Origin of the sequence: Guopingia tenuis (assembly GCF_014384805.1) — a bacterium.
GTDB classification, from domain to species: Bacteria; Bacillota; Clostridia; order Christensenellales; family Christensenellaceae; genus Guopingia; species Guopingia tenuis.
Genome location: NZ_JACRSS010000001.1, coordinates 84226 through 110988, shown reverse-complemented (window position 1 = coordinate 110988; position 26763 = coordinate 84226). Strand labels below are relative to the sequence as shown.

Annotated in this window: 23 protein-coding genes; 7 read left to right on the top strand and 16 right to left on the bottom strand. The window is 50.3% G+C overall.

Annotated features, from left to right (window positions below):
• The first annotated feature begins 82 nt into the window (after nt 1–82).
• From H8693_RS00515 to dapB, 3 genes are all read left to right on the top strand, one after another.
• Nucleotides 83–1084: an aspartate-semialdehyde dehydrogenase gene (locus tag H8693_RS00515; protein WP_178621380.1), complete on the top strand. Its 1002-nt coding sequence runs from the start codon at nt 83–85 to the stop codon at nt 1082–1084.
• Between the two features lie 67 nt (nt 1085–1151).
• Nucleotides 1152–2033 (top strand): 4-hydroxy-tetrahydrodipicolinate synthase, encoded by an 882-nt coding sequence (dapA, locus tag H8693_RS00510; RefSeq protein WP_178621382.1) that lies wholly within the window; start codon nt 1152–1154, stop codon nt 2031–2033.
• A 12-nt stretch (nt 2034–2045) separates the two neighbouring features.
• Nucleotides 2046–3263 (top strand): 4-hydroxy-tetrahydrodipicolinate reductase, encoded by a 1218-nt coding sequence (gene dapB / locus H8693_RS10700; protein WP_330605660.1) that lies wholly within the window; start codon nt 2046–2048, stop codon nt 3261–3263.
• Between the two features lie 236 nt (nt 3264–3499).
• Here dapB and H8693_RS00495 read toward each other — a convergent pair whose 3' ends face one another.
• From H8693_RS00495 to H8693_RS00445, 11 genes are all read right to left on the bottom strand, one after another.
• Nucleotides 3500–4030, bottom strand: coding sequence for a GNAT family N-acetyltransferase (locus tag H8693_RS00495; RefSeq protein WP_407926337.1), 531 nt, complete (start codon nt 4028–4030; stop codon nt 3500–3502).
• A 143-nt stretch (nt 4031–4173) separates the two neighbouring features.
• Nucleotides 4174–5430: a phosphoribosylamine--glycine ligase gene (gene purD / locus H8693_RS00490; protein ID WP_178622154.1), complete on the bottom strand. Its 1257-nt coding sequence runs from the start codon at nt 5428–5430 to the stop codon at nt 4174–4176.
• A gap of 15 nt (nt 5431–5445) precedes the next feature.
• Nucleotides 5446–6981 carry a bifunctional phosphoribosylaminoimidazolecarboxamide formyltransferase/IMP cyclohydrolase gene (gene purH / locus H8693_RS00485; protein WP_178622152.1) on the bottom strand — a complete coding sequence of 512 codons (1536 nt, stop codon included), beginning with the start codon at nt 6979–6981 and terminating at the stop codon, nt 5446–5448.
• A 21-nt stretch (nt 6982–7002) separates the two neighbouring features.
• On the bottom strand, nt 7003–7620 hold the full coding sequence (gene purN, locus H8693_RS00480; protein ID WP_249279331.1) for a phosphoribosylglycinamide formyltransferase: 618 nt from the start codon (nt 7618–7620) through the stop codon (nt 7003–7005).
• Nucleotides 7617–8645, bottom strand: a complete 1029-nt coding sequence (gene purM / locus H8693_RS00475; protein WP_249279330.1) for a phosphoribosylformylglycinamidine cyclo-ligase — start codon at nt 8643–8645, stop codon at nt 7617–7619. The genes purN and purM overlap by 4 nt, the downstream gene beginning before the upstream one ends.
• A 16-nt stretch (nt 8646–8661) precedes the next feature.
• A complete protein-coding gene (gene purF, locus H8693_RS00470) occupies nt 8662–10128 on the bottom strand; it encodes an amidophosphoribosyltransferase (RefSeq protein ID WP_249279329.1) in 1467 nt (488 codons plus the stop codon).
• Nucleotides 10129–10132: 4 nt separating this feature from the next.
• Nucleotides 10133–10843, bottom strand: coding sequence for a phosphoribosylaminoimidazolesuccinocarboxamide synthase (gene purC / locus H8693_RS00465; RefSeq protein ID WP_178622143.1), 711 nt, complete (start codon nt 10841–10843; stop codon nt 10133–10135).
• A complete protein-coding gene (purE, locus tag H8693_RS00460) occupies nt 10843–11334 on the bottom strand; it encodes a 5-(carboxyamino)imidazole ribonucleotide mutase (RefSeq protein ID WP_178622141.1) in 492 nt (163 codons plus the stop codon). The genes purC and purE overlap by 1 nt, the downstream gene beginning before the upstream one ends.
• Before the next feature lie 318 nt (nt 11335–11652).
• Nucleotides 11653–12957: an NCS2 family permease gene (locus H8693_RS00455; protein WP_249279328.1), complete on the bottom strand. Its 1305-nt coding sequence runs from the start codon at nt 12955–12957 to the stop codon at nt 11653–11655.
• A 561-nt stretch (nt 12958–13518) separates the two neighbouring features.
• Nucleotides 13519–14805, bottom strand: a complete 1287-nt coding sequence (guaA, locus tag H8693_RS00450) for a glutamine-hydrolyzing GMP synthase (protein WP_249279327.1) — start codon at nt 14803–14805, stop codon at nt 13519–13521.
• 96 nt (nt 14806–14901) lie between these two features.
• A complete protein-coding gene (locus tag H8693_RS00445; protein WP_249279326.1) occupies nt 14902–15306 on the bottom strand; it encodes a hypothetical protein in 405 nt (134 codons plus the stop codon).
• Nucleotides 15307–15428: 122 nt separating this feature from the next.
• On the opposite strand from H8693_RS00445, the gene H8693_RS00440 reads away from it, so the two are divergent.
• Complete coding sequence (locus H8693_RS00440) at nt 15429–15662, top strand: helix-turn-helix domain-containing protein (protein ID WP_249279325.1); 234 nt, start codon at nt 15429–15431, stop codon at nt 15660–15662.
• Between the two features lie 88 nt (nt 15663–15750).
• Here the strand turns inward: H8693_RS00440 and H8693_RS00435 are convergent, their stop codons facing one another.
• From H8693_RS00435 to H8693_RS00425, 3 genes are all read right to left on the bottom strand, one after another.
• Entirely contained in the window at nt 15751–16245 is a 495-nt protein-coding gene (locus tag H8693_RS00435; RefSeq protein ID WP_249279324.1) for a CarD family transcriptional regulator, read from the bottom strand.
• Nucleotides 16246–16541: 296 nt separating this feature from the next.
• On the bottom strand, nt 16542–20765 hold the full coding sequence (locus H8693_RS00430) for a 2-hydroxyacyl-CoA dehydratase (protein ID WP_249279323.1): 4224 nt from the start codon (nt 20763–20765) through the stop codon (nt 16542–16544).
• 618 nt (nt 20766–21383) lie between these two features.
• The gene (locus tag H8693_RS00425) at nt 21384–22256 is read right to left on the bottom strand and encodes a LysR family transcriptional regulator (protein ID WP_178622244.1); all 873 of its coding nucleotides are present in this window, start codon (nt 22254–22256) and stop codon (nt 21384–21386) included.
• 159 nt (nt 22257–22415) lie between these two features.
• On the opposite strand from H8693_RS00425, the gene H8693_RS00420 reads away from it, so the two are divergent.
• Entirely contained in the window at nt 22416–23801 is a 1386-nt protein-coding gene (locus H8693_RS00420) for an MATE family efflux transporter (protein ID WP_249279322.1), read from the top strand.
• 275 nt (nt 23802–24076) lie between these two features.
• Here H8693_RS00420 and H8693_RS00415 read toward each other — a convergent pair whose 3' ends face one another.
• Both H8693_RS00415 and H8693_RS00410 read right to left on the bottom strand, forming a co-directional pair.
• Entirely contained in the window at nt 24077–24574 is a 498-nt protein-coding gene (locus H8693_RS00415; RefSeq protein WP_249279321.1) for a GNAT family N-acetyltransferase, read from the bottom strand.
• Nucleotides 24575–24999: 425 nt separating this feature from the next.
• On the bottom strand, nt 25000–25623 hold the full coding sequence (locus H8693_RS00410; protein ID WP_249279320.1) for a hypothetical protein: 624 nt from the start codon (nt 25621–25623) through the stop codon (nt 25000–25002).
• A 167-nt stretch (nt 25624–25790) separates the two neighbouring features.
• Between H8693_RS00410 and H8693_RS00405 the strand changes: the two genes are divergently transcribed.
• Entirely contained in the window at nt 25791–26006 is a 216-nt protein-coding gene (locus tag H8693_RS00405; RefSeq protein WP_249279319.1) for a helix-turn-helix domain-containing protein, read from the top strand.
• The gene (locus H8693_RS00400; RefSeq protein ID WP_249279318.1) at nt 26003–26737 is read left to right on the top strand and encodes a restriction endonuclease subunit M; all 735 of its coding nucleotides are present in this window, start codon (nt 26003–26005) and stop codon (nt 26735–26737) included. The genes H8693_RS00405 and H8693_RS00400 overlap by 4 nt, the downstream gene beginning before the upstream one ends.
• The last annotated feature ends 26 nt before the right edge of the window (nt 26738–26763 follow it).

Here is a 26763-nt window from a genome sequence, read left to right as displayed (position 1 = left end):
TCGGAAAAAAACAGCGCACCCTTTGACGGGACGCTGTTTTCTGGTTTATACAAAGATTTTATTAAGAATTGCGGAGGAAGTAATGAAAAAGTATAACATTGCAATCGTTGGTGCAACCGGCATGGTAGGGCGCAAGTTCCTTCAGGTTTTGGAGGAGCGCAAGCTGCCCGTGGAAAACTATTATCTCTTCGCCTCCAAGCGGAGCGCCGGAAAAAAGGTTGCATTTTTTGGCAGGGATTATGTCGTGGAGGAATTGACGGAAACCTGCTTTGATGGAAAAGACATTGACATTGCCCTGTTCAGCGCAGGCGGCGACACCAGCTTGAAATTTGCTCCAGTGGCGGCAAAGGCGGGAGCTGTTGTCATCGATAATTCCAGCGCATGGCGCATGGACGAAACCGTTCCGTTGGTCGTTCCCGAAGTAAACCCGGAGGATATCGATTGGAACAAGGGCATCATTGCCAACCCCAATTGCTCCACCATCCAGGCCATGGTGGCCCTCAAGCCGCTGCACGACCTCTATAAGATCAAGCGCGTCATCTATTCCACCTATCAGGCGGTTTCCGGCGCGGGGCTCGGCGGATATCAGGATCTGGAAAACGGAATCAAGGGCGAGGCCCCTAAAAAATTCCCCCACCCTATCTTTGGCAACTGCCTGCCCCATATCGATGTGTTCCTGGATAACGGCTATACCAAAGAGGAAATGAAGATGGTCAATGAGACGCATAAAATTCTCCATGACCCCTCCATCAAAGTGACGGCGACTACCGTCCGTGTTCCGGTCTATTATGGCCATAGCGAAAGCATTAACCTGGAATTTGAAAAGCCATATGATCTGGCTGAGCTGAAGGCAGCCCTGGCCAAGGCCCCAGGCATCGTCGTTCAGGATGATCCGCAGAACAACGTCTATCCCATGGCGGTCACCGCTGCGGACACCGATCCCGTTTATGTCGGGCGCATCCGCCGGGACGATACCGTGGAATCCGGCCTGAATATCTGGGTCGTTGCAGACAACATCCGCAAGGGCGCCGCTACCAATGCCGTGCAGATTGCGGAGGAATGGATCCGCCGCCAGAATCAGTAGCAAATGCAGTTTAAGTTTCCCGCCCTGCCTTTAGGGCCGGGAATATCGCAATAAAAGGAGATCTATCATGCATATTTTTGAAGGAGCCTGCGTCGCTCTCGTTACCCCCTTCCAGGACGAACATTCCGTCAATGTGGAAGCATTAAAGAAACTGTTGGACTATCAGATTGAGAATGGGACGGACGCGATCCTCGTCAACGGCACGACGGGTGAGCCCGCCACCATGACAAAAGAAGAAAAGCATTTGGTCATCGAAACCACTTTGGAGCATGTCGCCGGCCGCGTCCCGGTCATCGCCGGAACCGGCGGGAACAACACGGCTGCGGCCATTGAGGAATCCCGGTTCGCCAAGGAGGCGGGTGTGGATGCTATCCTTGTTGTCACTCCTTACTATAACAAGTGCTCCCAGGATGGTCTGGTGCAGCATTATTTCGCCATTGCCGACGCCGTAGATATCCCCATGATTCTCTATAATGTCCCCTCCCGGACGGGCGTCAACATCACGCCGGCCACTCTGGCCCGGCTGGCGGAACATAAGAACATTGTCGCCATCAAGGAGGCCAGCGGCAACATTTCCCAGATTGCGGAGATGGCCCGGTTGGTGGAGGGCAAGATGGATCTCTATTCCGGCAACGACGATCAGGTGGTTCCCCTCATGTCGCTGGGCGGTCGGGGCGTCATTTCGGTTCTCTCCAACATCGCTCCCGGGCCGGTGCATGAAATGGCCATGGCATATTTGCAGGGTGATGTAAAGAAAGCATGCCAGATGCAGCTTCAATATAATCCCTTGGGAAATGCCATGTTCACGGATGTGAACCCCATCCCGGTAAAAACAGCGCTCAATCTCATGGGCTTCCAGGCCGGGCCGCTGCGCCTTCCCCTTTCGGAGATGAAAGAAGAGGCCAAAGCCAAGCTGGCAGAGACGCTCAAAGCCTTTGGCTTGCTCTAGGGAGGCTTTCCTATGTTACGAGTGATTATTTGCGGTGCCAATGGAAAGATGGGGCAGGCAGTTGCCGGGGTTGTGGCAGAGACGGAAGATGCCCAGGTCGTTGCGGGAGTTGATTTATTCACGGAACGCGCCAATCCTTTCCCGGTCTATCAAAAGATCCGTGAATGTCCCCAGGAGGCGGATGTTATTATCGATTTTTCCCGTCCTGCCGCTTTGGCGGAAAATTTCGCCTATGCAAAAGAGACGGGCACGCCCATCGTGATTGCGACAACCGGCTATACGCCTGAAGACAAGGCATCGATTGCCGCCTGCGCGGAACACGTCGCCGTGTTCTTTTCGGCCAACATGTCCCTGGGCGTCAATCTGCAGATGGATCTCTGTCAGCAGGCCGCCCGGTTTTTCGGCAAAAAGGCAGATATCGAAATTATTGAAAAACACCACAATCTGAAAGTAGACGCCCCCAGCGGAACGGCACTGGCCCTTGCGGACGCCATCAACGATTCTCTGGGGAACCAGTTGGATTACACCTATGGCCGCCATGGCCGGGATGCCAAACGGACGGATCATGAGATCGGCATTCATGCCATCCGCGGCGGCCGCATCGTTGGCGAACACGATGTCATGTTCATTACGAATGATGAGGTTGTGACGGTTTCCCATCACGCGGAAAGCCGGCAGGTTTTTGCCATAGGCGCTGTCCGGGCAGCGGGTTTCATCGCCGGACGGGAGCCGGGTCTCTATTCCATGCAGGATATCATCCATGAGCATCGGACCATGACGGATGTCACCGTCATTCCCCAGGAAGCTGTCATCACGCTGCGATCTATTCCCCATGATATCGCATTGATCGCCAAGGTATTTTCCCGCATTGCCGAACAGGGCATCAACGTGGATATTATCACGCAGTCTGCGCCTCAGGAAGGAAAGGTGGATCTCTCCTTTTCCCTGGATAGCGCGGATATTTCCAAAGCGCAGGAAACTCTCGGTTCCCTGGAGGAAAAGATCGATTTCCAGACCATCGATGACTTGACAAAGATTATCGTGGAGGGTGTTGGCATGCAGACCCATCATGGTGTTGCGGCACAGCTCTTCTCCGTATTGGCGGAAAACAAGATCAACATTATGTTTGTCACCACTTCAGCCACAAAAATCACTTTCTGCGTATATGCCGCTGACGGCGACAGGGCCGTGCAGGGAATTGCGGATTCTTTCCATCTGCATGTGCGTTAAAATGCAAAGTTAAAAAGAGAGGGAAATTCCCTCTCTTTTTTTTAAATTTACTTTTATTTTTACAGCAGTATACTGATTTTAAATATGTAAGTTCATCATAATATTCGCTTTCCATTGACTTTTCAAATGTATCGGCAAAGGTTTTATATAGGGAATATCCGCGATAGAATTACTTTCCCCACACTTTTTACGTCAAGCCAGATAACAAACAAGCCCTCTGATAAATATAAAGAAAACTAAGCGAATGCATCCTTCATAATTTTATCCCGCAGATATACGTTGAAATCATCATACTGATCCTGAGAAATTAGTATAGGCCTGCTCATAACAACGAGGGCATGCCCTTCGTCTCCTCTATGATATGGAGGGTGGATGTGGGAATATATATTCTCAACGAATCCGCATTTCTCATAAAAAGCCTTTCTTCTTTTGGATATTTCATCGATCGGAGGATCAATCTCAAGTATGATGATCTTTTGCTTTTTGTTTATAAGAGAAAGAGTCTTTTGCCCGTACTGTTTGTTTCTCATCTCCGGCAGGATACATAAATGTTCAATATAGATATAATTCGCAGTCTCCCAGTATAAAACAAGCCCAATAAAAACCTCCGCATCATAAATCAGTTCAAAATGATAGGCATTGTCGCATAGAATTTTGGCCTGGGAAAATTCTTCCCTCTGTTCGTGAACCGGAAAACTGCTTTGATACAGTTTCAAAGCGCAGCTATATGCGGGATGGGTTTTATTTCTAATCCGTTCAAAATGTATCATCTTTATCCTTGCTCTCATAGATTTTTTTATTAGATCAAAGTATAGCACATATTCTTAAATCACACAAACAAAACCCCGGCACATAGTTTTGCCGGGGTTCTTCGGTTTTACAACTGCTTTTTATTTGCCAATCGGTTGTTTCATTTCTTGATGCCGATGTCCGTCCGATAATGAGCGCCGTCAAAGTGAATTTTTTTCACATTGGCATATGCCTTTTCCCTGGCCTCTTCCATATCCCGGCCCCGGGCTGTCACACCCAACACGCGGCCGCCCGCCGTCCGGAATTTACCGTCTTCCAGCTTGGTTCCCGCATGGAATACCATAACATCCTCATCCACCTGTTCGAGCCCGGTGATCTCCTTGCCCTTCTCATAGCTTCCCGGATAGCCGCCCGATGCCATGACTACACAGACCGCCGCGCCCGGTTCCCATTCCAGCTGAATTTCGTTCAATCGCTCATCCACGACTGCCTCCAAAATTGTCAGCAGGTCGTTTTTCATGCGGAACAGGACGCTCTGGGCCTCGGGGTCGCCGAACCGTGCATTATATTCTAACAGCTTGGGACCATCTTTGGTGAGCATCAGGCCAAAGAAAATCACGCCCTTGAATTTCCGCCCTTCTTTGTTAAGGGCATGCATAGTGGGAACAATGATCTCTTCTTCCACCCGTCTGCGCATTTCCGCCGTATATTTGGGCGTGGGACAGAAAGTCCCCATGCCGCCGGTATTAGTCCCCTCGTCGTTATCCAGCGCCCGCTTGTGATCCTGTGCGCTCTCCATGGGGAGAATGGTCGTTCCATCGCAGAAGGTCAAAACGGATACCTCCGGGCCTTCCAGGAACTCTTCGATGACCACGGTGTTTCCCGCGCTGCCAAAGGCTTTGTCCTCCATGATGGTCTTGAGGCCCGCCCGGGCTTCCTCCCGGGTCTTGCAGATGAGAACGCCCTTGCCCAGAGCCAATCCATCCGCTTTCAGAACAACCGGGATTTTGCAGGTTTCCACATACTCCTTCGCAGCGTTATAGTCCGAGAAAATCTCATATTCCGCCGTGGGAATATGGTATTTTTTCATAAGCTCCTTGGAATAGGCTTTGCTGGCCTCGATAATGGCCGCCGCCTTGTTCGGCCCAAAGGCGCGGATTCCCGCCGCCTCCATGGCGTCCACCATGCCCAGGGCCAGCGGGTCGTCCGGCGCTACCACCACAAAATCGATGGCCTTTTCTTTGGCAAACGCCACCATGGCCTCGATGTCCGTCGCGGCAATATCCACGCATTCTGCCAGCTGCGAAATTCCGCCGTTTCCCGGCGCGCAGTAAATTTTCTCCGCCCGGGGATTCTGGGCGATTTTCCAAATCAGCGCATGCTCGCGGCCGCCGCCGCCAACAACTAATATTTTCATAAACTGCTTCCCCTCTTAGTGCTTGAAATGACGGATGCCCGTGAAGATCATGGCAATGCCCTTTTCATCCGCCAGCTTGATGGATTCTTCATCGCGGATGGAGCCGCCCGGCTGGATAATCGCCGTGATCCCGGCTTTTGCCGCCGCTTCCACGCAGTCCGAGAACGGGAAGAACGCATCCGACGCCAGAACCGCGCCTTTCACCTTTTCCCCGCTCCGCTCAATCGCCGCATTGGCGGCCCAGATGCGGTTTACCTGCCCGGGGCCGATGCCCAGCGAGCATTTATCCTTTCCAATAGCAATGCCGTTGGATTTGGTATGCTTGACGATCTTCCATGTGAAGATCATATCCTCGATTTCTTTCTCGGTAGGCTGCCGCTTGGTGACTACCTTATAATCATCGTTCAGCAGCTTGGTGTTGTATTCCTGCACCAGCATGCCGCCCAGCACCTTTTTCATATCAAAGGCATTCTCCACCTTGGCCTTGATCGTGGGCAGCTTGAGCACCCGCAGATTTTTCTTGGTACGCAGAATCTCCAGCGCCTCCTCGGTATAATCCGGGGCTACCACGATTTCCAGGAAGATTTTCACCATCTCCCGGGCCGTATCCGCGTCGATTGTGGCATTAGCCGCCACAATGCCGCCGAAAATCGAAACCGGATCGGCTTCATACGCCCGCTTATAGGCTTCACAGACGGTGTCCGCGCTAGCCACGCCGCAGGGATTGGCGTGCTTGGCCCCTACCACGGTAATCTCATCATATTCCCGCAGGGTATCCAATGCGCCGTTGGTATCGTTAATGTTGTTATAGGAAAGCTCCTTGCCGTTGAGCTGCTCGGCCATGGCCAGAGAACCGGGCACGGGCAACGCCTCTTTATAGAAGCAGGCCGCCTGATGCGGGTTTTCGCCATAACGCATGGACTGCACCTTTTCAAAGGTCAGCGTCAGCTTTTCGGGGAACATCTCGTCCCCGCCCTGCTCCCGCAGATAGGCCGCAATGAGAGAATCATAGGCCGCGGTCGTCTCAAACACCTTGGTCGCCAGGGCAAACTTCGTCTTTTGGGAAACGCCGCCCTCTTTCATCTCAGCAATCACCCTGGGATAATCCGCGCTGTCTACCACCACAGTCACGTCCTGCCAGTTTTTGGATGCCGCACGCAGCATGGTGGGGCCGCCGATATCGATATTTTCAATGGCCTCGGCCAGAGTCACGCCTTCCTTCATAATGGTCTGCTTGAAGGGATAGAGGTTGACGGCCACCACATCGATGGTCTCCACTCCCAGCTCCCGGAGCTGCTCCATATGCTTTTCATTGGAGCGCATGGCCAGGATTCCCGCATGGATCTTGGGATGCAGGGTCTTGACGCGCCCATCCAGGCATTCGGGAAAGCCCGTGATATCCGATACATTGGTGACTGGGATTCCCGCTGCTTCCAGCGCCCGCTGAGTTCCGCCCGTGGACAGCAGCTCAAAGCCCAGTCCTACCAGCTCTTTTGCAAATTCTTCGATTCCCGTTTTGTCCCAAACGCTCAAAAATGCTCTCTTCGCCATGTTTTTCTCCTCTATAAAACTTTAAAGTATATGCACCGTCCGGCCGTGCAGAACCAGGCGATCCTCACAAAACAGCGCCACCGATTCCGGCAGGATTCGGTGTTCCACTTCCAACACCCGCGCCGACAGCGTTTCCACCGTATCGTCCGGGAGAACCGGAACCGCCTCCTGCATGATGATGGGGCCGGTATCTGCTCCCTCATCTACAAAATGGATGGTTGCGCCCGAAAGCTTCGCGCCATAATCCAGCACCGCCTGATGTACCCGGTTTCCATAAAATCCTTTCCCGCAGAAGGAAGGAATCAGGGCCGGATGGGTGTTGATAATGCGCCCGGCATAGGCCTCCACCACCTCTTTGCTCAGAATGGACAGATACCCCGCCAGAATGATTCCTTCCGCACCGCTCTCCTGAAGCGCCGCCAGATTCGCCGCAAAAAAGTCCTCCTGGCGTGCAAAATCCCTGGGAGAGATGACCTTGGCGGGAATCCCCGCCTTTTCCGCCCGGGTCAGGGCATAGACCCCCGGCTTGCTGGAGATCACCAGCACAATTTCTCCGGCAATTTTTCCATTGGCGATGCCGTCGATAATGGATTGGAGGTCGGTTCCGCCGCCGGAGACCATCACCGCCAGCTTCTTCATGCCAGGATTACCCCCTCGCCCTTGACGATCTCGCCCAGAATGCAGGCGGTATCCTCGGTTTTCTCGTTGATATAGGCCGCAATTTCCCCGGCTTTCTCTTTGGAAACCGCCAACACCATGCCAATGCCCATGTTAAAGGTGTTATAGGCGTCTTCCTTCTCCAGCCCGGCGTCCGCCACCAGCATCCGGAAAATCTCCGGAAGCTCATAGGAGGCCAGATCGACTTTCGCCGCAAGGCCCGCGGGAATCATGCGCGGAATGTTTTCGATAAAGCCGCCGCCAGTGATATGGGCGATTCCCTTGATTGTGTATTTTTCAATCAGCTCCAAAATCGTTTTTACATAGATACGCGTGGGCGTTAAAAGCTCCTCGCCCAGCGTTTTCCCCAGAGAGAACACCTCATGACTGAGCATTTCCCGCTTCATGGGATAAACTTTGCGCACCAGGGAAAAACCGTTGGAATGAATCCCGCTGGACCGGAGACCGATGAGAACATCCCCCTCCTGAATCCCGGAACCGTTAATGACCTGCTCTTTTTTCACAATGCCTACGGCAAATCCCGCCAGATCATACTCCCCCGCCTGGTAGAAATCCGGCATTTCTGCCGTTTCGCCGCCGATGAGAGCGCTCCCCGACTGAATGCAGCCATTGGCAACGCCTTTGACGATATCCGCCACCACATGCGGCCGGAGCTTGCCCGTCGCAATATAATCCAGGAAAAAGAGGGGCTTGGCGCCGTGGCAGACGATATCGTTGACGCACATGGCGACGCAGTCGATGCCGATGGTGTCATGCTTATCCATCACAAAAGCTGCCTTCAGCTTGGTCCCCACGCCATCCGTTCCGGAAACCAGAACATCTCCGTTCCCGATCTCAAACATGCCGCCAAAGCTGCCCAGGTCGGTAAGAACCTGCGCATTGAAGGTCTTTTTGGTGTGCTCCTTCATGAGGCGCACCGCCTCATAGCCCGCATGGACGTCTACACCCGCATCTTTATAGGTAATTTTTTTATTCTTCTGTTCCATGATCGTCTCCCGTCAATTATTTGAACACCTGGGTCAAATCCAGCTTTTGGGTCTGCGCGCAGGCCTTCTTGATATCCACTGGATAGTGCCCGTCAAAGCATCCCGTGCAGAAATTGCATCCAGCGCCTTCCACCGTCTTCAAAAGATCCTCTTTTGTCAGGAAATTGAGCGTATCCGCCCCGATGATTTTGCGCATCTCCTCCACGGAGTTTTTCGCCCCCATCAACTGGTCATGAGAGGGCGTGTCAATGCCGAAATAGCAGGGGCAGGTTACCGGCGGCGAACTGATCTGCATATGCACCTCCCGCGCCCCGGCCAGCCGCAGCATTTCCACAATCTTCCGGCTTGTCGTCCCCCGGACGATGGAATCGTCGATCAGGATGATCTTTTTCCCATGGACATTGCGCTTCATGGCGTTCAATTTGAGCTTGACGGCCCGATCCCGCAGGGACTGCTTGGGCTGGATAAACGTCCGCCCCACATAGCGGTTCTTTGCCAGCGCCTTTTTAAAGGGAATCCCGGATTCCTCCGCATATCCCACGGCTGCCGGCGTAGCCGAGTCCGGCACACCGCCCACCAGATCCGCCTCTACAGGATAGGCCTGGGCCAGCCGCCGCCCCATATTTTCCCGGGCGCGATAGACGCTGATGCCGTCGATATCCGAATCCGGACGGGCAAAATAGACATATTCAAAGATACATAGCGCGGTATCCAGGGAAAGGCTCGTCTGATAGGAATGGAAGCCATCCTTGTTGATAACAACAATTTCCCCCGGCCGCACATCCCGGATAAATTCCGCATCGATGGTGTCAAAAGCGCAGGACTCGGAGGCCAGAACGAAATTATCGTCCAGGCGCCCCAAAGCCAGCGGGCGGATTCCCTGGGGATCCCGCACGCCGATGAGGGTGTCGTTGGTGGTGATGACCAGGGCATAGGAACCCTTGACCACCTCCATCATCTTTTTGATGGATTCCACCATGCCGTCTTTTGCGTTTTTAGCCAGCAGATAGGCCATTACCTCAGTATCCAGCGTAGTCTGGAAAATAGCGCCGTCCTCTTCCAGCTTTTTGCGCAGGACGTCCGTGTTTACCAGGTTGCCGTTATGAGCGATGGCCATTTTTCCGCCGCGATAGGACATAACCAGCGGCTGGGCATTCAGCACCTGGCTGTCGCCCGTCGTGGAATAGCGCACATGGCCGATGGCGATCCGGCCGCCATACAGCCGGTCCAAATCGTTTTTGAAAACTTCAGCGCACAGTCCCATGCCTTTATATAAGCGGATATCATCCTTCACAACCGAGGCAATTCCCGCGCTCTCCTGCCCCCGGTGCTGCAAGGCATAGAGCCCCAGATAGGCCGCCTCCGCCGGATCATAGACGTCGTCCTCCATATAGATGCCAAAGACGCCGCATTCCTCATGCATGCAGTCGTCGTCCGGCTTGATCCGCTCATATTGATAGTGAGTGCTCGGTGTAATCCGCATCCGCTTATGCCCCCATCAATCTTCTCAAAATTTCCTCATAGGCCTCTTCCACACCGCCCAGATCCCGGCGGAAGCGGTCCTTATCCAGCTTTTCTCCGGTCTTGGAATCCCAGAACCGGCAGGTATCCGGCGAGATTTCATCAGCCAGGACGATTTCGCCCTTATAGCGGCCAAATTCCAGCTTGAAATCGATCAGCTCGATGTCGAACTGCTTGAGATAGGCTCCCATGATCTGGTTGACCCGCAGGGCATAATCCGCGATTGTCTCCATCTCTTCCTTGGTCGCCAGCTCCATAGCGGCAACATGATAGTCGTTAATCATGGGATCGCCCAGCTCGTCGTTTTTATACGAATATTCGAGAACCGTCGTCGCCAGCTTTGTTCCCTCCGGGATCCCCAGGCGCTTGGAAATGCTGCCCGCCGCAATGTTGCGGACGATTACCTCAATAGGAACGATTTTCACATTTTTCACCAGGGTTTCCCGGTCGGAAAGCTCTTCCACATAGTGCGTCTTGATGCCTTCCTTTTCCAGCATTTTAAACATATGGTTGGAAACCTTGTTGTTCACAACGCCTTTGCCCACAATGGTCCCCTTCTTGAGCCCATTGAACGCCGTGGCGTCGTCCTTATAGGATACGATCACGAGATCCGGATCGTCTGTCCGGAATACCTTTTTCGCCTTGCCCTCATACATCTGTTCTGTTTTAACCGCCATTACTTTGCTACCTCCTCTTGTAAGCTTGCGTCATCCTTCAAAACCTTTTCCAGCATGTCCTGTTTGAACTGCCGGAGCTTTTCCTTGAGTTCGCCGTATTTCAGCGATAATATCTGCACAGCCAGAATCGCCGCATTTTCCCCGCCGTTGATAGCGACGGTTGCCACCGGAATCCCCCCCGGCATCTGCACTGTGGAGAGCAGGGAATCCATGCCGTCCATAGTGGAGGATTTAATCGGCAGCCCGATTACCGGCAGAATCGTATGCCCCGCCAGCACGCCCGCAAGATGCGCCGCCTTTCCGGCAGCGGCAATAATCACTTCAATGCCGTTCTTTTCCGCGTTGTCCGCAAACTGCGCCGCCAGCTCCGGCGTGCGGTGCGCAGACATCACTCTGGCTTCCACTTCTACCCCAAAAGCCTTGAGCGTCTGTATGGTTTTTTCCAAAACCGGGTAGTCGCTCTTTGATCCCATGATAACCGCTACTTTCATAGTTTCTCCTTTGCCATAAAATTTATAGTTTTCAAACTCTCCTTTAACAAATGCGCACCTCGGCGGTGGGCCATATTCGTCCGCTTCTTAGCTCCGGAACCGGCGGAGCGCTTCCCGCCCGGAATCATTTTCCCCTGGCATATTCTCTCACCTTGGCGGCGGGCCATACCCGCCAGCTTCTTGATTCCAGCCCTGCCGGAGCACTTCCCGCCCGGGAATGTATTTCAAAGCGGCTTTTTTCGTGTGCACTTGTTAAAAGAGGGTCAGGGCGAACCCTGACCCTTTCTAATACCGTTATATATTCGCTTGGCCCATATTTTACAGCGCCGAAAGAATATACATGGCAATGAACAGTGCCGAAAGAATATACATGAGAACCGGAATCTCCTTGAACTTGCCGCGGAACATCTTGATCAGCGTGAAGGAGATAAACCCGAATCCGATACCATCCGAGATAGAATAGGCAAAAGGCATCATCGCAATGGTCAGGAAGCAGGGCAGCGCCACTTCAAAGTCGCTCCAGTCGATCTTCACGGCATTCTTCAGCATGAATACACCGACGATGATGAGCGCCGGCGCCGTCGCCGCGCTGGGGATGATTCCTGCAATAGGAGCCAGAAGGATCGCCAGCAGGAAGAGAATGGCCACAACGACAGAGGAAAGGCCGGTGCGCGCACCTTCACTGATACCCGTAGAGGACTCAACAAACGTGGTAACCGTGGAGGTACCCAGGCAGGCGCCTACGCAGGTCGCAATCGCATCGGCGATAAGAGCCTTGTCACCTTTGGGCAGGTTTCCCTTTTCATCCAGCATGCCGGCGCTTTCGGCTGTTCCGATCAGCGTGCCGACAGTATCAAACATGTCCACAATCATGAAAGTGATAATCGCCGTGATTACCGGAAGCAGCGCATGAGAGAACAGGCCGCCGAAATCCAGCTGGAAGAATGTGGGCGCAATGTTGATGCTGCTCATAGTCAGCGTTTCGGGGATCGTGGTAACGCCCATGGGGATTCCGATGAGAGTGGTAACGATAATGCCGATGAAGATAGCACCTTTCACCTTCCAGGCCAGCAGAACGCCCGTGATAATAAGACCAATGATCGTGAGCAAAGGCGCTCCCGCCGTGATATTTCCGAGGTCAACAAGGTTGTTGTTCGCAGTGATAATTCCACTGCCCAGCAGACCGACAAGAGCGATGAACAGGCCGATGCCGGCGCCGATGGCACTCTTCAGGCAGGCCGGAATCGAGTTGATGATCTTTTTGCGGAGCGGAGAAACCGCAATGATCAGGAACAGCACGCCGGAAATCAAAACGATGGTCAGCGCCTGCTGCCAGGTGAATCCCATGCCCATGCATACGGTGAATGTAAAAAAGGCATTCAGACCCATGCCAGGCGCCTGCGCAAACGGAACGTTTGCCATAAAGGCTGTCAGCAGCGTGCCAATGGCAGCAGACAAACAGGTCGCCACCATAACGGCATTGCTATCCATTCCCGCCTGGGAAAGATAGCTCGGATTGACAAAGATGATATACGCCATTGCAAAGAAGGTCGTAATACCACCGATGATCTCCGTCCGAACGGTTGTGTTGTGTTCTTTGAGCTTAAAAACTTTTTCGAACATTATGAGTCCCCTTTCGAGTGATATGATTTGCGGCAAACATTTTGCCGAATAATACACTACAATTCTACTCAATTCGATGGGCCTTGTCAATAAATCGCCCAATGATTTTTCTCTATATTTCTCTGATTGTTCGTAACATCACGAACAATATTTGAGTTAACAAAATATTTACGATTCCCCGGCGGCCCATCCCTTCTGCCGCACCCTTCTTTTCGCTGTTCATGGCTCTTTCGGTTTCCGCAAGGTGGATATCCATTTTTTTGCATATAGATATTTTTTAATTGGTGGGCAATCCGGCTCGCATCAATGTTATGGCAATACTTCATTTTCTGCGGCACAAATTTCCGGATTCGCCTCCTCCCGGGGCATCTTTGAGGACATTAGTTTCTTGTTCCGCTTTTCCCGTAAATGCTGTATTTTTATGGTGGCATTTATATAAAAGAGACCTCGAAACGACGCCTCGTTTCAAGGTCTCCATCTACATTCACAGATTTTGTTCGCAGGATATTGTGTTTTGCATTTTCTGCAAAACAGTCGCTATATTATTGCCACAATATAAAGTTATTCCCATTCAATGGTGCCGGTAGGCTTGGGCGTCACATCATAGCAGACCCGGTTTACTCCGGGAACCTCATGAATGATCCGGTCGGTGATCCGGTCGATCAGCGCCCAATCCAGATGTTCGATGGTGGCCGTCATCGCGTCTATCGTATTCACCGCACGGATGATAACCGGGTATTCAAAGGAACGCGCATGGTCCCGCACACCGACGCTCTTTATATCCGGCACAATGGTAAAATACTGCCATACCTTGCCCTGAAGTCCTGCCTTGGCAAACTCTTCCCGAAGGATCGCATCCGATTCCCGAACGGCCTCCAGCCGCTCCCGCGTGATGGCTCCCAGGCAGCGCACACCCAATCCCGGGCCAGGGAAGGGCTGCCGGTATACCATATCCGCCGGGAGGCCCAGCTCCACGCCGCAGGCGCGCACTTCATCCTTAAACAGATATTTCAGCGGCTCCACCAACGCAAACTGCAAATCCTCCGGGAGCCCGCCGACATTATGATGGGATTTCACGATTTTCGCCGTCTTTGTTCCGCTTTCCACGATGTCCGGATAAATGGTTCCCTGCGCGAGGAAATCGATGCCATCCAGCTTTCTCGCCTCTTCCTCAAACACCCGGATGAATTCCGCGCCAATGATCTTGCGCTTTTTCTCGGGATCTGCCACATCTTTGAGCTTATCCAGGAATCGGTCGGCCGCATCCACATAGATCAGCGTCGCGCCCAGCTGCTTTTGGAATACCTCCACGACCTGCTCGGGTTCGCCTTTGCGCAGAAGTCCATGATTTACATGGACGCAGACCAGCTGGTCTCCAATGGCCTTCAATAGCAGTGCCGCCACAACCGAGCTGTCCACGCCGCCGGAAAGAGCCAAAAGCACCTTTTTATCCCCCACCTGCTGCCGGATCAAATCGATCTGGTCAGCAATGAAGTTTTTCATATTCCAGTTGGGCTCGCAGCCACAGGTCTCAAACACAAATTTTTTCAGCGCAGCCGCATCTCCCCATGCCATGGTATCACAAGCCGCTTTGGGATGGTCAATGGCGATCACGGGAATGCCCAGGCCATACAATTCTCCCGCAATATCGATCTCCACGCCGTCTACCACGCGGTTTTCCCCGCCATTTAAAAGTATCCCTTTGATATTCGGCAGCGCCCGAAGCTCCTGCACCGTGATATCGTGGGGATAAATCTCGCTGTATACGCCCAGCCCGCGGATTTCCCGCGCCAAAGCCGAATTGTTCTCGCTGCCCAGATCCAAAATGGCAATGCAATCCTGTCTCATATTGTCTCCTCCATAAAATACCTTTTCCTTGTATTTTCAGAATACTATACCAAGGCCCAAAAATCAAGACATCTCCATGCACTGCCGCTTTTTTATTCATTGTATTTTGGTGGGAATATTGTTTAAAATCGTCTCCGTTCCGTCGATCTTTCCTTCATTTTTCAGCTTCTCAAGAAGCCTTTCTCTGTCCTCCTCCAAAATCCCGTTATAGATCCGGTCTTCCGAAAAATAGAGACATGTATTCCGGGTGCGGCCGCCAAAATAGTTTTCCGCAGAATAGTCCAGAATCACGAGAAAGCCATCATAATAAATCTCCTCATGGTGAATATATAGGGAATCCGGATGCGGAAGAATTGCCCGGAGTTTTTCCATCGCTGCCTGGCAGATATCTGTCTGTTCGTCTTCCGGCTCCACCACTCTTGTGAGCACATCGGGCGCGCATGCCGTCATCAGAAGCAGATACAGGCATAAAATGGCAAAAATCCGCATGGTTTTTTTCACGATACCACTCCTTTTTTGCGTCTTTTTGTCTATTATAGCAGACAGTCATATTTTTGTCTATTATCGCAGACATTTGTAAGGAGGATTTTGTTTACACTTAGAAAAAAAGGAGTAGAATGCGCATGATGGAGTTCAATAAAAAAGCGGCCGGGAAAGTCATTCGCCGCCTGCGTCTGGAACGCAGATTGTCCCAGGAGGTTTTCAGCGGTTTTGCCGGCCTCGCCCGGAGCCATCTGGCCATGATTGAATCCGGCGATAAGCAGCCTAATTTTGAAACCATTTGGCGCATCGCCAACGCCTTTGAAATGCCGCCCCATCAGCTGGTTTTGCTGATCGAGCAGGAGGCGCAGTCCTAGGCCTTTTTTCCCACCCTTCAATTTCTGCAAAATAAAAGCGCAAAACCCCGCGGATTTACGCTTTTTTTCTTTCTTTTTTGGGTTGTTTTTATGTCTCCTCTTCCCCGCCGACAGCCTTTCGGATATATTCCCGAACCTCATCCTTGGGGATACCCAGAGCCACGGCGAATTCCTCATGCAATCTGTCCTCGGCCCGCTTCATATACCGTTCATCGATCTGCCCCAGCTTTCTTCCCCGCTCGTTGGCGCTGCACCGCTTGATATAGACGGCCTTGATTAAGTCATGGGATTGAAAGGATTCTTCATATTGCTCATTCAAAAAGCGAAGATTCTTATTTTCATAAGCCGCCGCCTCAATGCCGGGAATCGTGGCAATCAGCTCTATGGCCTCTTCCCTGGAAATCACCGGGCGCATGAATACCTCCGTATCCACCGGCGTATAGATTTTTTCATCGTGATAGAGCGGCGTCAGCGTATAATACAGCCGTTCCGCCGTCATTCCGGGAATATGGAACGGCGCGATTTCATCCACGCGGCATACCCCTTCGTTTCCATACACAATATAATCTCCAATCTGATACAAGCTCTCCACCTCCTATATCCGAGACGCAGCAAACACCCTTTCCATCTGTCAAGTTGAAAAAACGTGTATTTCACAACAGGACTTACGTTCCATACTGCAAACTACACGTTGTTTAGTATTAGTATACCATATTTTTTCAAGAAATGTAAGGGGAAAATACAAAAAACACGATAAAATATAATCGCATGGAGAGCCTTTCCCCATTTCTTCCTCCGGGGTGCCCAAAACCTTATATGCCGCCCGGATTAGTATTTGTATATCGGAATTCATTCCCTTCCCCATCCTCCGGCACCCCGTCAGAGCGCCTCCTTGGCCGCCGAAAGCATCAGTTTGATCCGGTTGAGCTGGTTGACCTCGCTTGCCCCGGGGTCATAGTCCACTGCTGCGATGTTGGCCTGGGGATATGCCTTTTTCAGCGATTTGATGACCCCTTTGCCAACCACATGGTTGGGCAGGCATCCAAAGGGCTGAATGCAGACGATATTGGGCACGCCATGCGTGATGAGCTCCACCATCTCTCCGGCAAGGAACCACCCCTCTCCATACTGGTTTCCCAGGGATAAAAACGGCTTTGTCATCTCGGCAATTTGATAAATGGAAATGGGGGCCTCGAACCGCCGGCTCTGCCGGAGCGCTTCTATCGCCGGTTTTCGCAGTCCTTCGATCATTTTAATCGCCGCTTTGGAGAGCACAGCCGAGGATTTTTTCGCTCCCAGGTATTCCGCTTTATACTGCAGGCCATATACGCTGTAGTTGAAAAAGTCCATCAGATCCGGCACCATGGCTTCCGCTCCTTCCCGTTCCAGCAGGTCGACAAGATGGTTGTTGGCCAGCGGCATATATTTGACCAGAATTTCCCCCACAATCCCCACCCGCGGCTTCTTCATCGTTTCATCGATGGGGAAATGGTCAAATGCCTCCACAATCCCTTTGCATACCGATTTATAGGTATATTTCGTCTTGGGATTCGTGAGGGAATCGATGCAGATCGCCTGCCATTTTTCATGAAGCGCGTTGGCAGATCCCGCACTTTTTTCATAGGGGCGCACCCGGTAAAGGCACCGCATCAGCAGGTCGCCATAGATCAGGGAATGGGCTGCATCCATGAGCAGGCCGGGAGACAGCTGAAAGCCCTCGTTTTTCTCCATGCCGTTGGCATTCAGGGATATGACCGGGATATGGGAAAGCCCGGCTTTCTCAAGAGCGCGGCGGATAAAGGCGACATAGTTGCTTGCGCGGCAGCATCCTCCCGTCTGGGTCATGATGATGGCCAGTCTGTCCGTATCGTATTTTCCAGATAAAACGGCCTCCATAAACTGCCCGACAACGGTGATGGAAGGATAGCAAGCGTCGTTGTTCACATATTTCAGCCCCATATCCACCGCGGCGCGGTTGCCGTTATCCAGCACCACCATATAATATCCGTGCTTTTGGAACACCGGCTCCAGAATTGCAAAATGAATCGGACTCATCTGAGGAGCCAGAATCGTATAGCCCTGTTCCCGCATTTTCTTTGTGAAATGCGTCCGGCTGTATCTGACCGGAGCAGGCTTTGGCGGGATGCCCTGTTCCCGGCGCATATCCATAGCCGCAATCAGGCTGCGGATGCGGATGCGAACTGCGCCCAGGTTGCACACCTCGTCGATTTTGAGAAGCGTATAGAGCCTCCCGGAGCCCTCTAATATCTCATTTACCTGGTCAGTAGTAATGGCATCCAGACCGCATCCAAAGGAATTGAGCTGGATCAGCTCCAGGTTTTTGCGGCTCCGGACAAACTCCGCCGCCGAATACAGCCGCGAATGATATACCCATTGATCCACAACCCGCAAAGGCCGCTGCGGGGTGAAATCCAAGGGCAGGCTGTCCTCGGTGAACACGGTCAGGCCATAGGAGGCGATCAGCTCCGGAATGCCGTGGTTGATTTCCGGATCGATATGATAGGGCCGCCCGGCCAGCACAATTCCCCGGCCGCCCGATCTTTCCATCTCCTCTAAAAGGCGTTTTCCCTCGGCGCGGATATCCGCTTTCGCCCTTTGCTGCTCTTCCCAGGCCGCATGAACGGCCAGACGCGTCTCTTTTTCGGGGATATTCCATTCTTCCCGGCAAACGCGGGCCAGGCGTTCGGCGATGGTTTTTTCGTCAGTAAAGGCCAAAAAGGGATGGATATAGCGAATATCCCCATCCGAAACGGCCTCCACGTTGTTCTTCAGATTTTCCGGATACGAAACGACGATGGGGCAGTTGAAATGGTTTTGCGCATCCGGTGTTTCCTGATGCTCATAATATACGCAGGGATGAAAGATCGTCTTTACCCCATGGTCAGCCAGCCACTGCACATGGCCATGGGAAATCTTTGCCGGATAGCATTCGGATTCCGACGGGATGGATTCCATGCCCAGCTCATAGATTTTGCGGCTGGAAAAGGGCGATAAAATCACCCGAAACCCCAGCTTTTCAAAAAATGTTGCCCAAAAGGGATAATTTTCATATAAATTCAGCACTCTGGGGATACCAATTTCCCCTCTTGGAGCATTTTCTGCCGCAAGGGGTTCATAGGCAAAAATGCGTTTTCTCTTATACTCCATCATATTGGGCGCACTTTTGGAGGACGCCGCCCCGCCCAGGCCTTTTTCGCAGCGGTTTCCGGTAATATGGCGCCTGCCGCCCGGGAAAGTGTTGACCGTCAGCATGCAGTTGTTGGAGCAGCCGCCGCAGCGGATACTTTTGGAAGTATAAGTGAGGGCCTTGATCTCCCCCAGCGGCAGCATGGCTGTCTCCGCGCCGGTATAGTGCCGTCTGGCCAGCAGCGCCGCGCCAAAGGCCCCCATGATTCCGGCGATATCCGGGCAGGTAACCTCCACCTCCGCAATTCTTTCAAAGGCCCGCAGCACCGCCTGGTTATGGAATGTCCCTCCCTGCACCACGATATGCCTTCCCAGATCCTCTGCATTTGCCAGCTTTATCACCTTGAACAAGGCGTTTTTAATGACCGAATAGGCCAGCCCCGCCGAAATATCCGAAATATTGGCCCCTTCCTTTTGCGCCTGCTTCACATTGGAATTCATGAATACCGTGCAGCGGGTTCCCAAATCGACGGGATTTTTCGCAAACAGCGCCGTCTTTGCAAAATCCTCCGCCGTATACCCCAGAGAATTGGCAAAACTCTCTATAAAGGAGCCGCATCCCGAAGAGCACGCCTCATTGAGCATGATATTGTCGACGGCGCCATTCTTCAGCTTAATACATTTCATATCCTGCCCGCCGATATCCAGCACACAGTCCACCTGCGGATCAAAGAAAGCCGCCGCCGTACAGTGGGCAATCGTCTCTACTTCTCCTTCGTCGCAGCAAAAGGCAGATTTCAGCAAGGCCTCGCCATATCCCGTGGAACAGGATCGGACAATTTTCGCGGAGGCCGGCAAAATTTCTTCCAGTTCAGCCACGGCGGCTTTTGCCGTCTCGATAGGATTCCCCTGGTTATTGGCATAAAAGGAATACAGGAGCTGTCCTTCGCTGCCGATCAGCGCCATTTTTGTTGTGGTAGACCCCGCATCGATCCCGAGGAAACAGTCCCCGGCATAGCCGGCCAGCTCTCCTTTGGGGACAATCGCTTTTTCATGCCGCTGCCGGAAGGCCTTATATTCTTCTTTGTCCGCAAACAAAGCCGGCAGACGCGGCATTTCAAACGTCACCTTCACACCCTTTTCCAGCCTTGCAATGAGCTCGTCCAAGGCCGCGGGCTTTGCATCTTCGCTTTCAAAGGCCGCGCCCATAGCCGCAAACAGATGCGATCTTTCGGGGTCTACCGTCGTTTCGGGAGTGAGACGCAGGGTGCGGATAAAAGCCTTTTTCAGCTCCGGGAGAAAGTGCAGCGGGCCGCCCAAAAATGCGACGCAGCCGCGAATCGGCTTCCCACAAGCCAGCCCGGAAATGGTCTGGTTGACAACAGCTTGAAATACAGAGGCTGCCAAATCGGCTTTTGTCGCCCCTTCGTTGAGCAGCGGCTGAATATCCGTTTTCGCAAACACCCCACAGCGGGCCGCAATGGGATAAATCTGCTGATACTTCTCCGCCGCCTGATTCAAGCCGGCAGCATCCGTCTGCAAAAGCGCCGCCATCTGATCGATAAACGAGCCGGTCCCTCCCGCGCAGACGCCGTTCATCCTCTCTTCCAGGCCGCCGGTAAAATAGATAATCTTTGCGTCCTCGCCGCCCAGCTCGATGGCTACATCCGTCTGGGGCGCCGTCTTTTTCAGTGCTTTGGCAACCGCCACAACCTCCTGGACAAATTCAATGCCCAGAGCCTTTCCAAGATTGATGGAACCGGAGCCAGTGATTTTCACGCGCAGTTCGCATTCTCCCACACTCCTCCGCACTTCCCGCAAAAGCTCCGCCAGCGTTTCCTGGGTGCGCGCCTGATGTCTCTTATATCTTCCGTAAATTACGGTATCGTTTTCGCCAAGCAGAACCAGCTTGACGGTGGTAGAGCCGATATCAATACCGGCACGATAACTTCTCATTATCTACCTCCTGGTGCTTTGCTTATAAAATAAATCCTCCTGTCCGGATGCAGTAATCTAGGCAAAGGGGCTCTGCGTCCCCGTTTTCTTATGTATCCCAGCAGTACAGTATTTCGCAGGCAAGATCCCGCTAATCGCTTCCCGGTCCTTCCCGCCGCATTTCTCACGCAATACGAAACACGCCGCGGGGAAATAGATTCCGTTTCCTTTCCCCGGAAAGGCGTATGTGCGCAAAGGATTCGGCAGGAATCCTGCCGGCCATCCAAAATTTTCCCGCCGGCAAATATTTTTATCCTGCGCCCGGGCCTCTGCCGCCGCAATACAAAACAAAAAACCGGAAAATTAACCGCCCACTTATTATATTTTTATGAAATCTTTATTCGCTCTCCGCCAAATTTCCCACAAAACCGGCAAAAATCTCCATTACTTTTATATGTACCCCAAAAAATCTGCAAGTAAACTTTTCTCTATCACCAAAACAGCACGCCTACGCAAATTTCCCGCTTCTGTTTCGTTATTTTTTCTTTATAAATCCCGCCAAACGAATACACATTTTATTATATGCTGTAAAACGCCATATTTGTTGATGCAGCCAATAGCCTTCCGGCGCACTGTCCTTCATAAAATCCTGTCTGCCAGCTGTTTTAAGAACGCTTCCGCCGCTTTGCTGAATACGGGATAGCGTTTCCAGACAACTGCATACTGCATTTCCAGCGGCGGCTTCAAAGGGCGAAAGCAAATGCCGCCGCCCATTTCCGGCTCGATCAGATCCTTTGTCGTCAGAAAATATCCCAATCCGCTTTTTACAAACGGAACCAGGCTCCCATTTACTACATTATATGTTGCCGCAATGTGCAGATGCTCGGGATCCGTCTGTGCCCAAAGGGCAATCCGTTGCTGCAGCCCGGCCCGCCGGTGAAATACCAGGGGGATAGTACGCAGATCCTCCCTTTCCACAGCCTCTTTTCCGGCAAGAGGGCAATCCGGCTTCATCAGCACTCCCCAGCTCGATGTATCGGGAAGCGAGATATATTCATATTTCGATGTGTCCACCGGTTCCAGCAAAACGGCAAAATCCAGGCTCCCATGGTCGAGCCGCTCCGTTACATCCGTCGCATCGCTGCTGTAAAAATGGTATTGAATCCCCGGATGCTTTTTGCGCAGGGCGGCCGCAGTTTCCAAAACCGTCGGCGTAAACATCCCGCCAATAGCAACCTCCCCGCTGAGTTCCTTTCGCTCCGAACCGATTTCCTGCTCTGTTTTTTCCAACAAAGCCACAATTTCGTCCGCACGCTTGCGAAGCAAAACTCCATTCTCCGTGAGAGTGACCTTTCTTTTTCCGCGGACCAGCAGCTTTTTGCCCAGCTCCTGTTCCAAATCCATAAGCTGCTTAGACAGGGAAGGCTGGGTAATATGCAGACTCTCCGCCGCCCGTGTAATATTCTCCTCCCGCGCCACTGCCAAAAAATACCGCAATACGCGAATATCCATTGTTTTTCACCTCAATAGCTATAGTTTAACACCTTTTATCATTCCTTTCAACTATGATAAATCATAGCATATAAATATTCGCTATTGCAGCAAAGCAAGATTATAATGATTTTATTAAAAATTTGTAAATAATATTTTATTTATATAAAGGTACTTGCCATGGAGACAGCAAAGAAAAAACAAAAAAACGACATGCTGCACGGAACCATCTGGAACAAACTTCCGCGGTTTGCACTTCCAGTCGCAGCGACAGCTATTCTGGAGCAGCTCTTCAACGCGGCGGATATCGCCGTCGTCGGGAATTTCACCGGGGCGGACCGGACGGTTGCAGTGGCGGCAGTAGGCGCCAACAGCCCCATCATCAGCCTGATAGTGAATCTATTTATCGGCATTGCCCTTGGCGCAAATGTAGTCATTGCCAACGCCATCGGGCGGGATGACAGGGAAACGGTTCATCGGGCTGTTCATACCTCCATCATAATGGCGCTGGCTGGCGGTATACTGGTGACAGTATTTGGCGAATTGATTGCCGGGAGCTTGCTGCGTATGCTTCAGGTTCCGCAGGATGTCTATCCCTATGCCCTGCTCTATCTGCGGATCTATTTAATGGGAATGCCCGTAATCCTCCTATATAATTTCGAGGCGGCCATTTTTCGGAGTATCGGAGATACAAAAATTCCTCTGGCAGCCCTTGCCCTTTCGGGAGTACTGAATGTCATTTTAAACCTTTTCTTCGTTATCGTTTTAAAAATGACAGTCAACGGCGTTGCTATCGCAACTGTAATTTCCAATGCTCTCAGCGCTGTGATTTTATATGTACGTTTGATGCGTACAGACAAATATATTCAAGTGGAAACAAAAAAACTTCGGATCGACTGGCCAAGTTTTGGGCGGATTTTAAAAATTGGCCTTCCGGCGGGTATACAGAGCGCCGTTTTTTCCTTTTCCAATATCGTGATACAGTCTGCCATCAACAGCCTAGGCAAGGTCGTTATGGCCGCCTCCAGTGCCGCATGCAATATCGAAGCCATTGTCTATAATCTTATGAATTCCTTCAGCCAGGCCTGCACGACTTTTGTCGGGCAGAATTATGGAGCCGGAGAGATTGGGCGCTGCCGGAAAACGCTCACTTTGTGCCTGATTGAAGATGGGATAGCCACCGGCCTGGCAATCACTCTGGGGCTTGTGGCCGGACGGTTTTTACTTTCCATTTTTAACAGTGATCCTGTTGTGGTGGAAATCGGTTATAGCCGATTGACGATCATTCTCAGCGCCTATGTGTTCAGCATGTTATATGAAGTCATGTCCGGTTATCTGCGGGGCTTTGGCATATCGCTTGTCCCCGCAATCCTCACAACAATCGGCGTATGCGGGATTCGCATCGCTTGGATTGAAATCGCCTTCGCCAAAAACCCAACATTCCAGACGATCATGACGGCTTATCCGGTCAGCCTGGCAACAACGGCGCTTTTGATTTTGATCGCGCTGCTCCTATACAGACCGTCGCGCAGATTTGCAAGTATGCAGCGCAGTCCTCTTGTGTAGCGGGTCTTTTCGGCATAAATAAGCCCTATTTTTCCAGTCCAGAAACTTACACCAATAAATAAGAAAAAGCCATCTGCGCTCAAAAATCAGATGGCTTTTTCTTATTCTTTGCGAGAAATCAAAGGGCCTTCCCTTTTGATGCCATGGGGAGGATCAAAATAGCCGTCTGTCTATAATTTATTTCCGCGCATCCCGCAACCGTAATTATGCTGCTGCGAATTTATTGAATTACAGTCATCCGCCATTTGCATATTACAAAATCAAAAAACTGGAGTTTATTTACAAACAGAATATAGAAAATGCAGCATATCGCCATTGTAATACTGCGTAATAAATTCATCTTCCTTATTCATAGCCACTTTGATCGAAGAAAGATTATCCGCTTTCATGATAGAATAGACCTTATCTTTTTTCAAATGTTCAAAGGCATATTTTTTACAACCGCATGCCGCCTCTTTCGCGTATCCATAATGCCAGAAATTTTCCTTCAGCAAATATCCAATTTCCAATACCTCTGTATTTTTATAAGGCTGCATGGTCAACCCTGCCTGTCCTATCATCTCCTTTGTTTCCTTTAAGATAATCGCCCATAACCCAAATCCATATTTTTTATATCTTTCTATTTGCCGGTTAAGCCATATTTGAACGTCATTGTCTGAAAAATCGTGTTCATAAGCATACATTACTTTGGGGTTTTGCAAAATTTCAGCTAAATCTTGAAAATCGCTTTGCCTCATTTCTCTTAAAACTAAACGTTTTGTCTCTAAGATCATTTGTCTATTTCGTCTCCACAACTTCCCGTTTTATCACTATAGCATCATTCTACGCCAATCAAATTTATTGTAAAGCAAAAGGCAAGCCATTTTCAGACTTGCTTTTCGCTTCATAGTTTTACCTGCTTGAATAGTGAAGTTTTGTTGCCATAAAAGGCTCCACCCCTTCAAAAGCCGAGTGCTTCGGTTTTTTTGACTTCTGAATTTATTCCCACTCGACAAAGCTTAATCAATTTTGTTTAGAGATTATTCTTTGTCGTATTCGTGGTACTTTTGATTATTTGATATATCCATATTATCCTGCCTATATGGGATAAAGTTATCAGTTTGTTATCAGAATTGATAACACTTGCCTTCTTGGCGTGGATCTATATAATACAATATTGCATAATCCCTGTTCTTAATTCTCATTAAGAAACTCTCCATCAATCACTGCCACTGTTCTCACCTTCCACATGTTTTAAAGACAGGATTGCATGTTGTATTTTTTTAAGTTCATTGTTTTGCTCCTTTAACTTCTTTAATAAATCTTCCTGTCCACTTTGTACCGAAAAAATTGTGGCATAGTTCTCCATATCAATATCAAATTCACTCTCGTATGTCTGCCCGTTAGCTTGATATATGATTTTACCTTTTACTGGCGGTTTATTAGGACACTCTCGATACTTTTGCATTCCAATGAACAAGTCGTAATGCTGTCCTACACCAATAATACAAGTTTTTTGACTTGATTTTCGTAAAAGGCTTGAAAACGCAGATTCAGGAAGTGCATTAATAAATGCGTCTTCTAAAAGAATTCTTACATTTTTTGCTGTGTGCTTTCCATGATTTACAAAACGAAGTCCATAAAATGTTCGCTTTTCATAAAGAAACTCCACCTCAATATTGGGACGATTTTCTTCCTGAAATTGTCTGCGCATTTCTTTAACCTGAGCCCATGCAGCTCGTGCCGAACACAGACTTAATATACAAGTTATAAGCGATGCAAGCACGGTCAAAAAAGTTAAGAATCCACTATTATCATTTAACCAGAAGAAGATATTTGACATAATGTTCGTTTCCTCTTTTTGGTAAAGTAGTTTTTGTAATGATTAGGTTACTATCAAGAATATTCCTTAATGTGTTTGCCTAATAATTTAGCGCCAATAGATACTTATTGTATGTAGACTCATAGTATTCACTCTTATTATAATACAAACTAAGGAGGATTGCAACTATGGATATTGTAAAAGTCTTTGGAGACAATTTAAAAAAATATCGCACTGCAATGGGCATATCACAAGAAGCATTTGCCGATAAATGCGGTATGCACCGCACCTATATTAGTGCTATTGAATGTTACCGCCGCAGCATTTCTCTAGAAAACATACAACGAATAGCAGATGCTCTTGAAATCGAAACATATAAACTGTTTTTGGAGGAAAATGAATGAAAGAACTTAATTTGGCAGTAGATAGATTACTAAGTAGTACAAATGGAGATCAAAAAATCATCGAGTCAATCAAAACCGAAAAAACTTTGTATCCTTTTAGTGCAGTATGTAAACTACTGACTTATTTCGTATCTATTGGCGAGCTTACTTATGATGAATTCTCAGAATTAAGCATATCTTATTCCCAACGAAATAAATATCTTGACCTATACGAAATGGCGCCCCGTACATATGGTCAAACTTGGGGTGAACAGCATATTCGATCACTGTTTCCTCAATTTATAAAAGCAACCAAAGAAAATGTATCTTCTGAATACCCATCATTTGACGGGGAATTCGACCTTTGGTTAAAAGGTATACGCATTGAAGTCAAAGCCTGTCGTGCCAATTATGAAAAAGGAAACGGAAGTTTAGCAAGCAGAGCTTATCTACATAGCGAAGCAAAAGCAGCAGGCTTTAAATATCATTATCAGCAGTTAAAGCCATCTTGCTGTGATGTTTTCATTTGGATTGGTACCTGCCGTGATGAATTGATTTATTGGGTACTCACCAGTCAGGAACTTCTATATACCGGCAAATTAGGCTCTCAGCATCGCAATGAAAACACTGGAGTTGCTGGAATAGAAGTTTTTGAGGGACAAGTATTTATGACCGAAGAAGAACTCTCACCTTTTTTGGTAGAAGAAAAAGATATTCTTAAGATGGTTCAGCAAAAAGGGACGAAGGCCTAATGATATTTGAGCTATTGCAACATAAA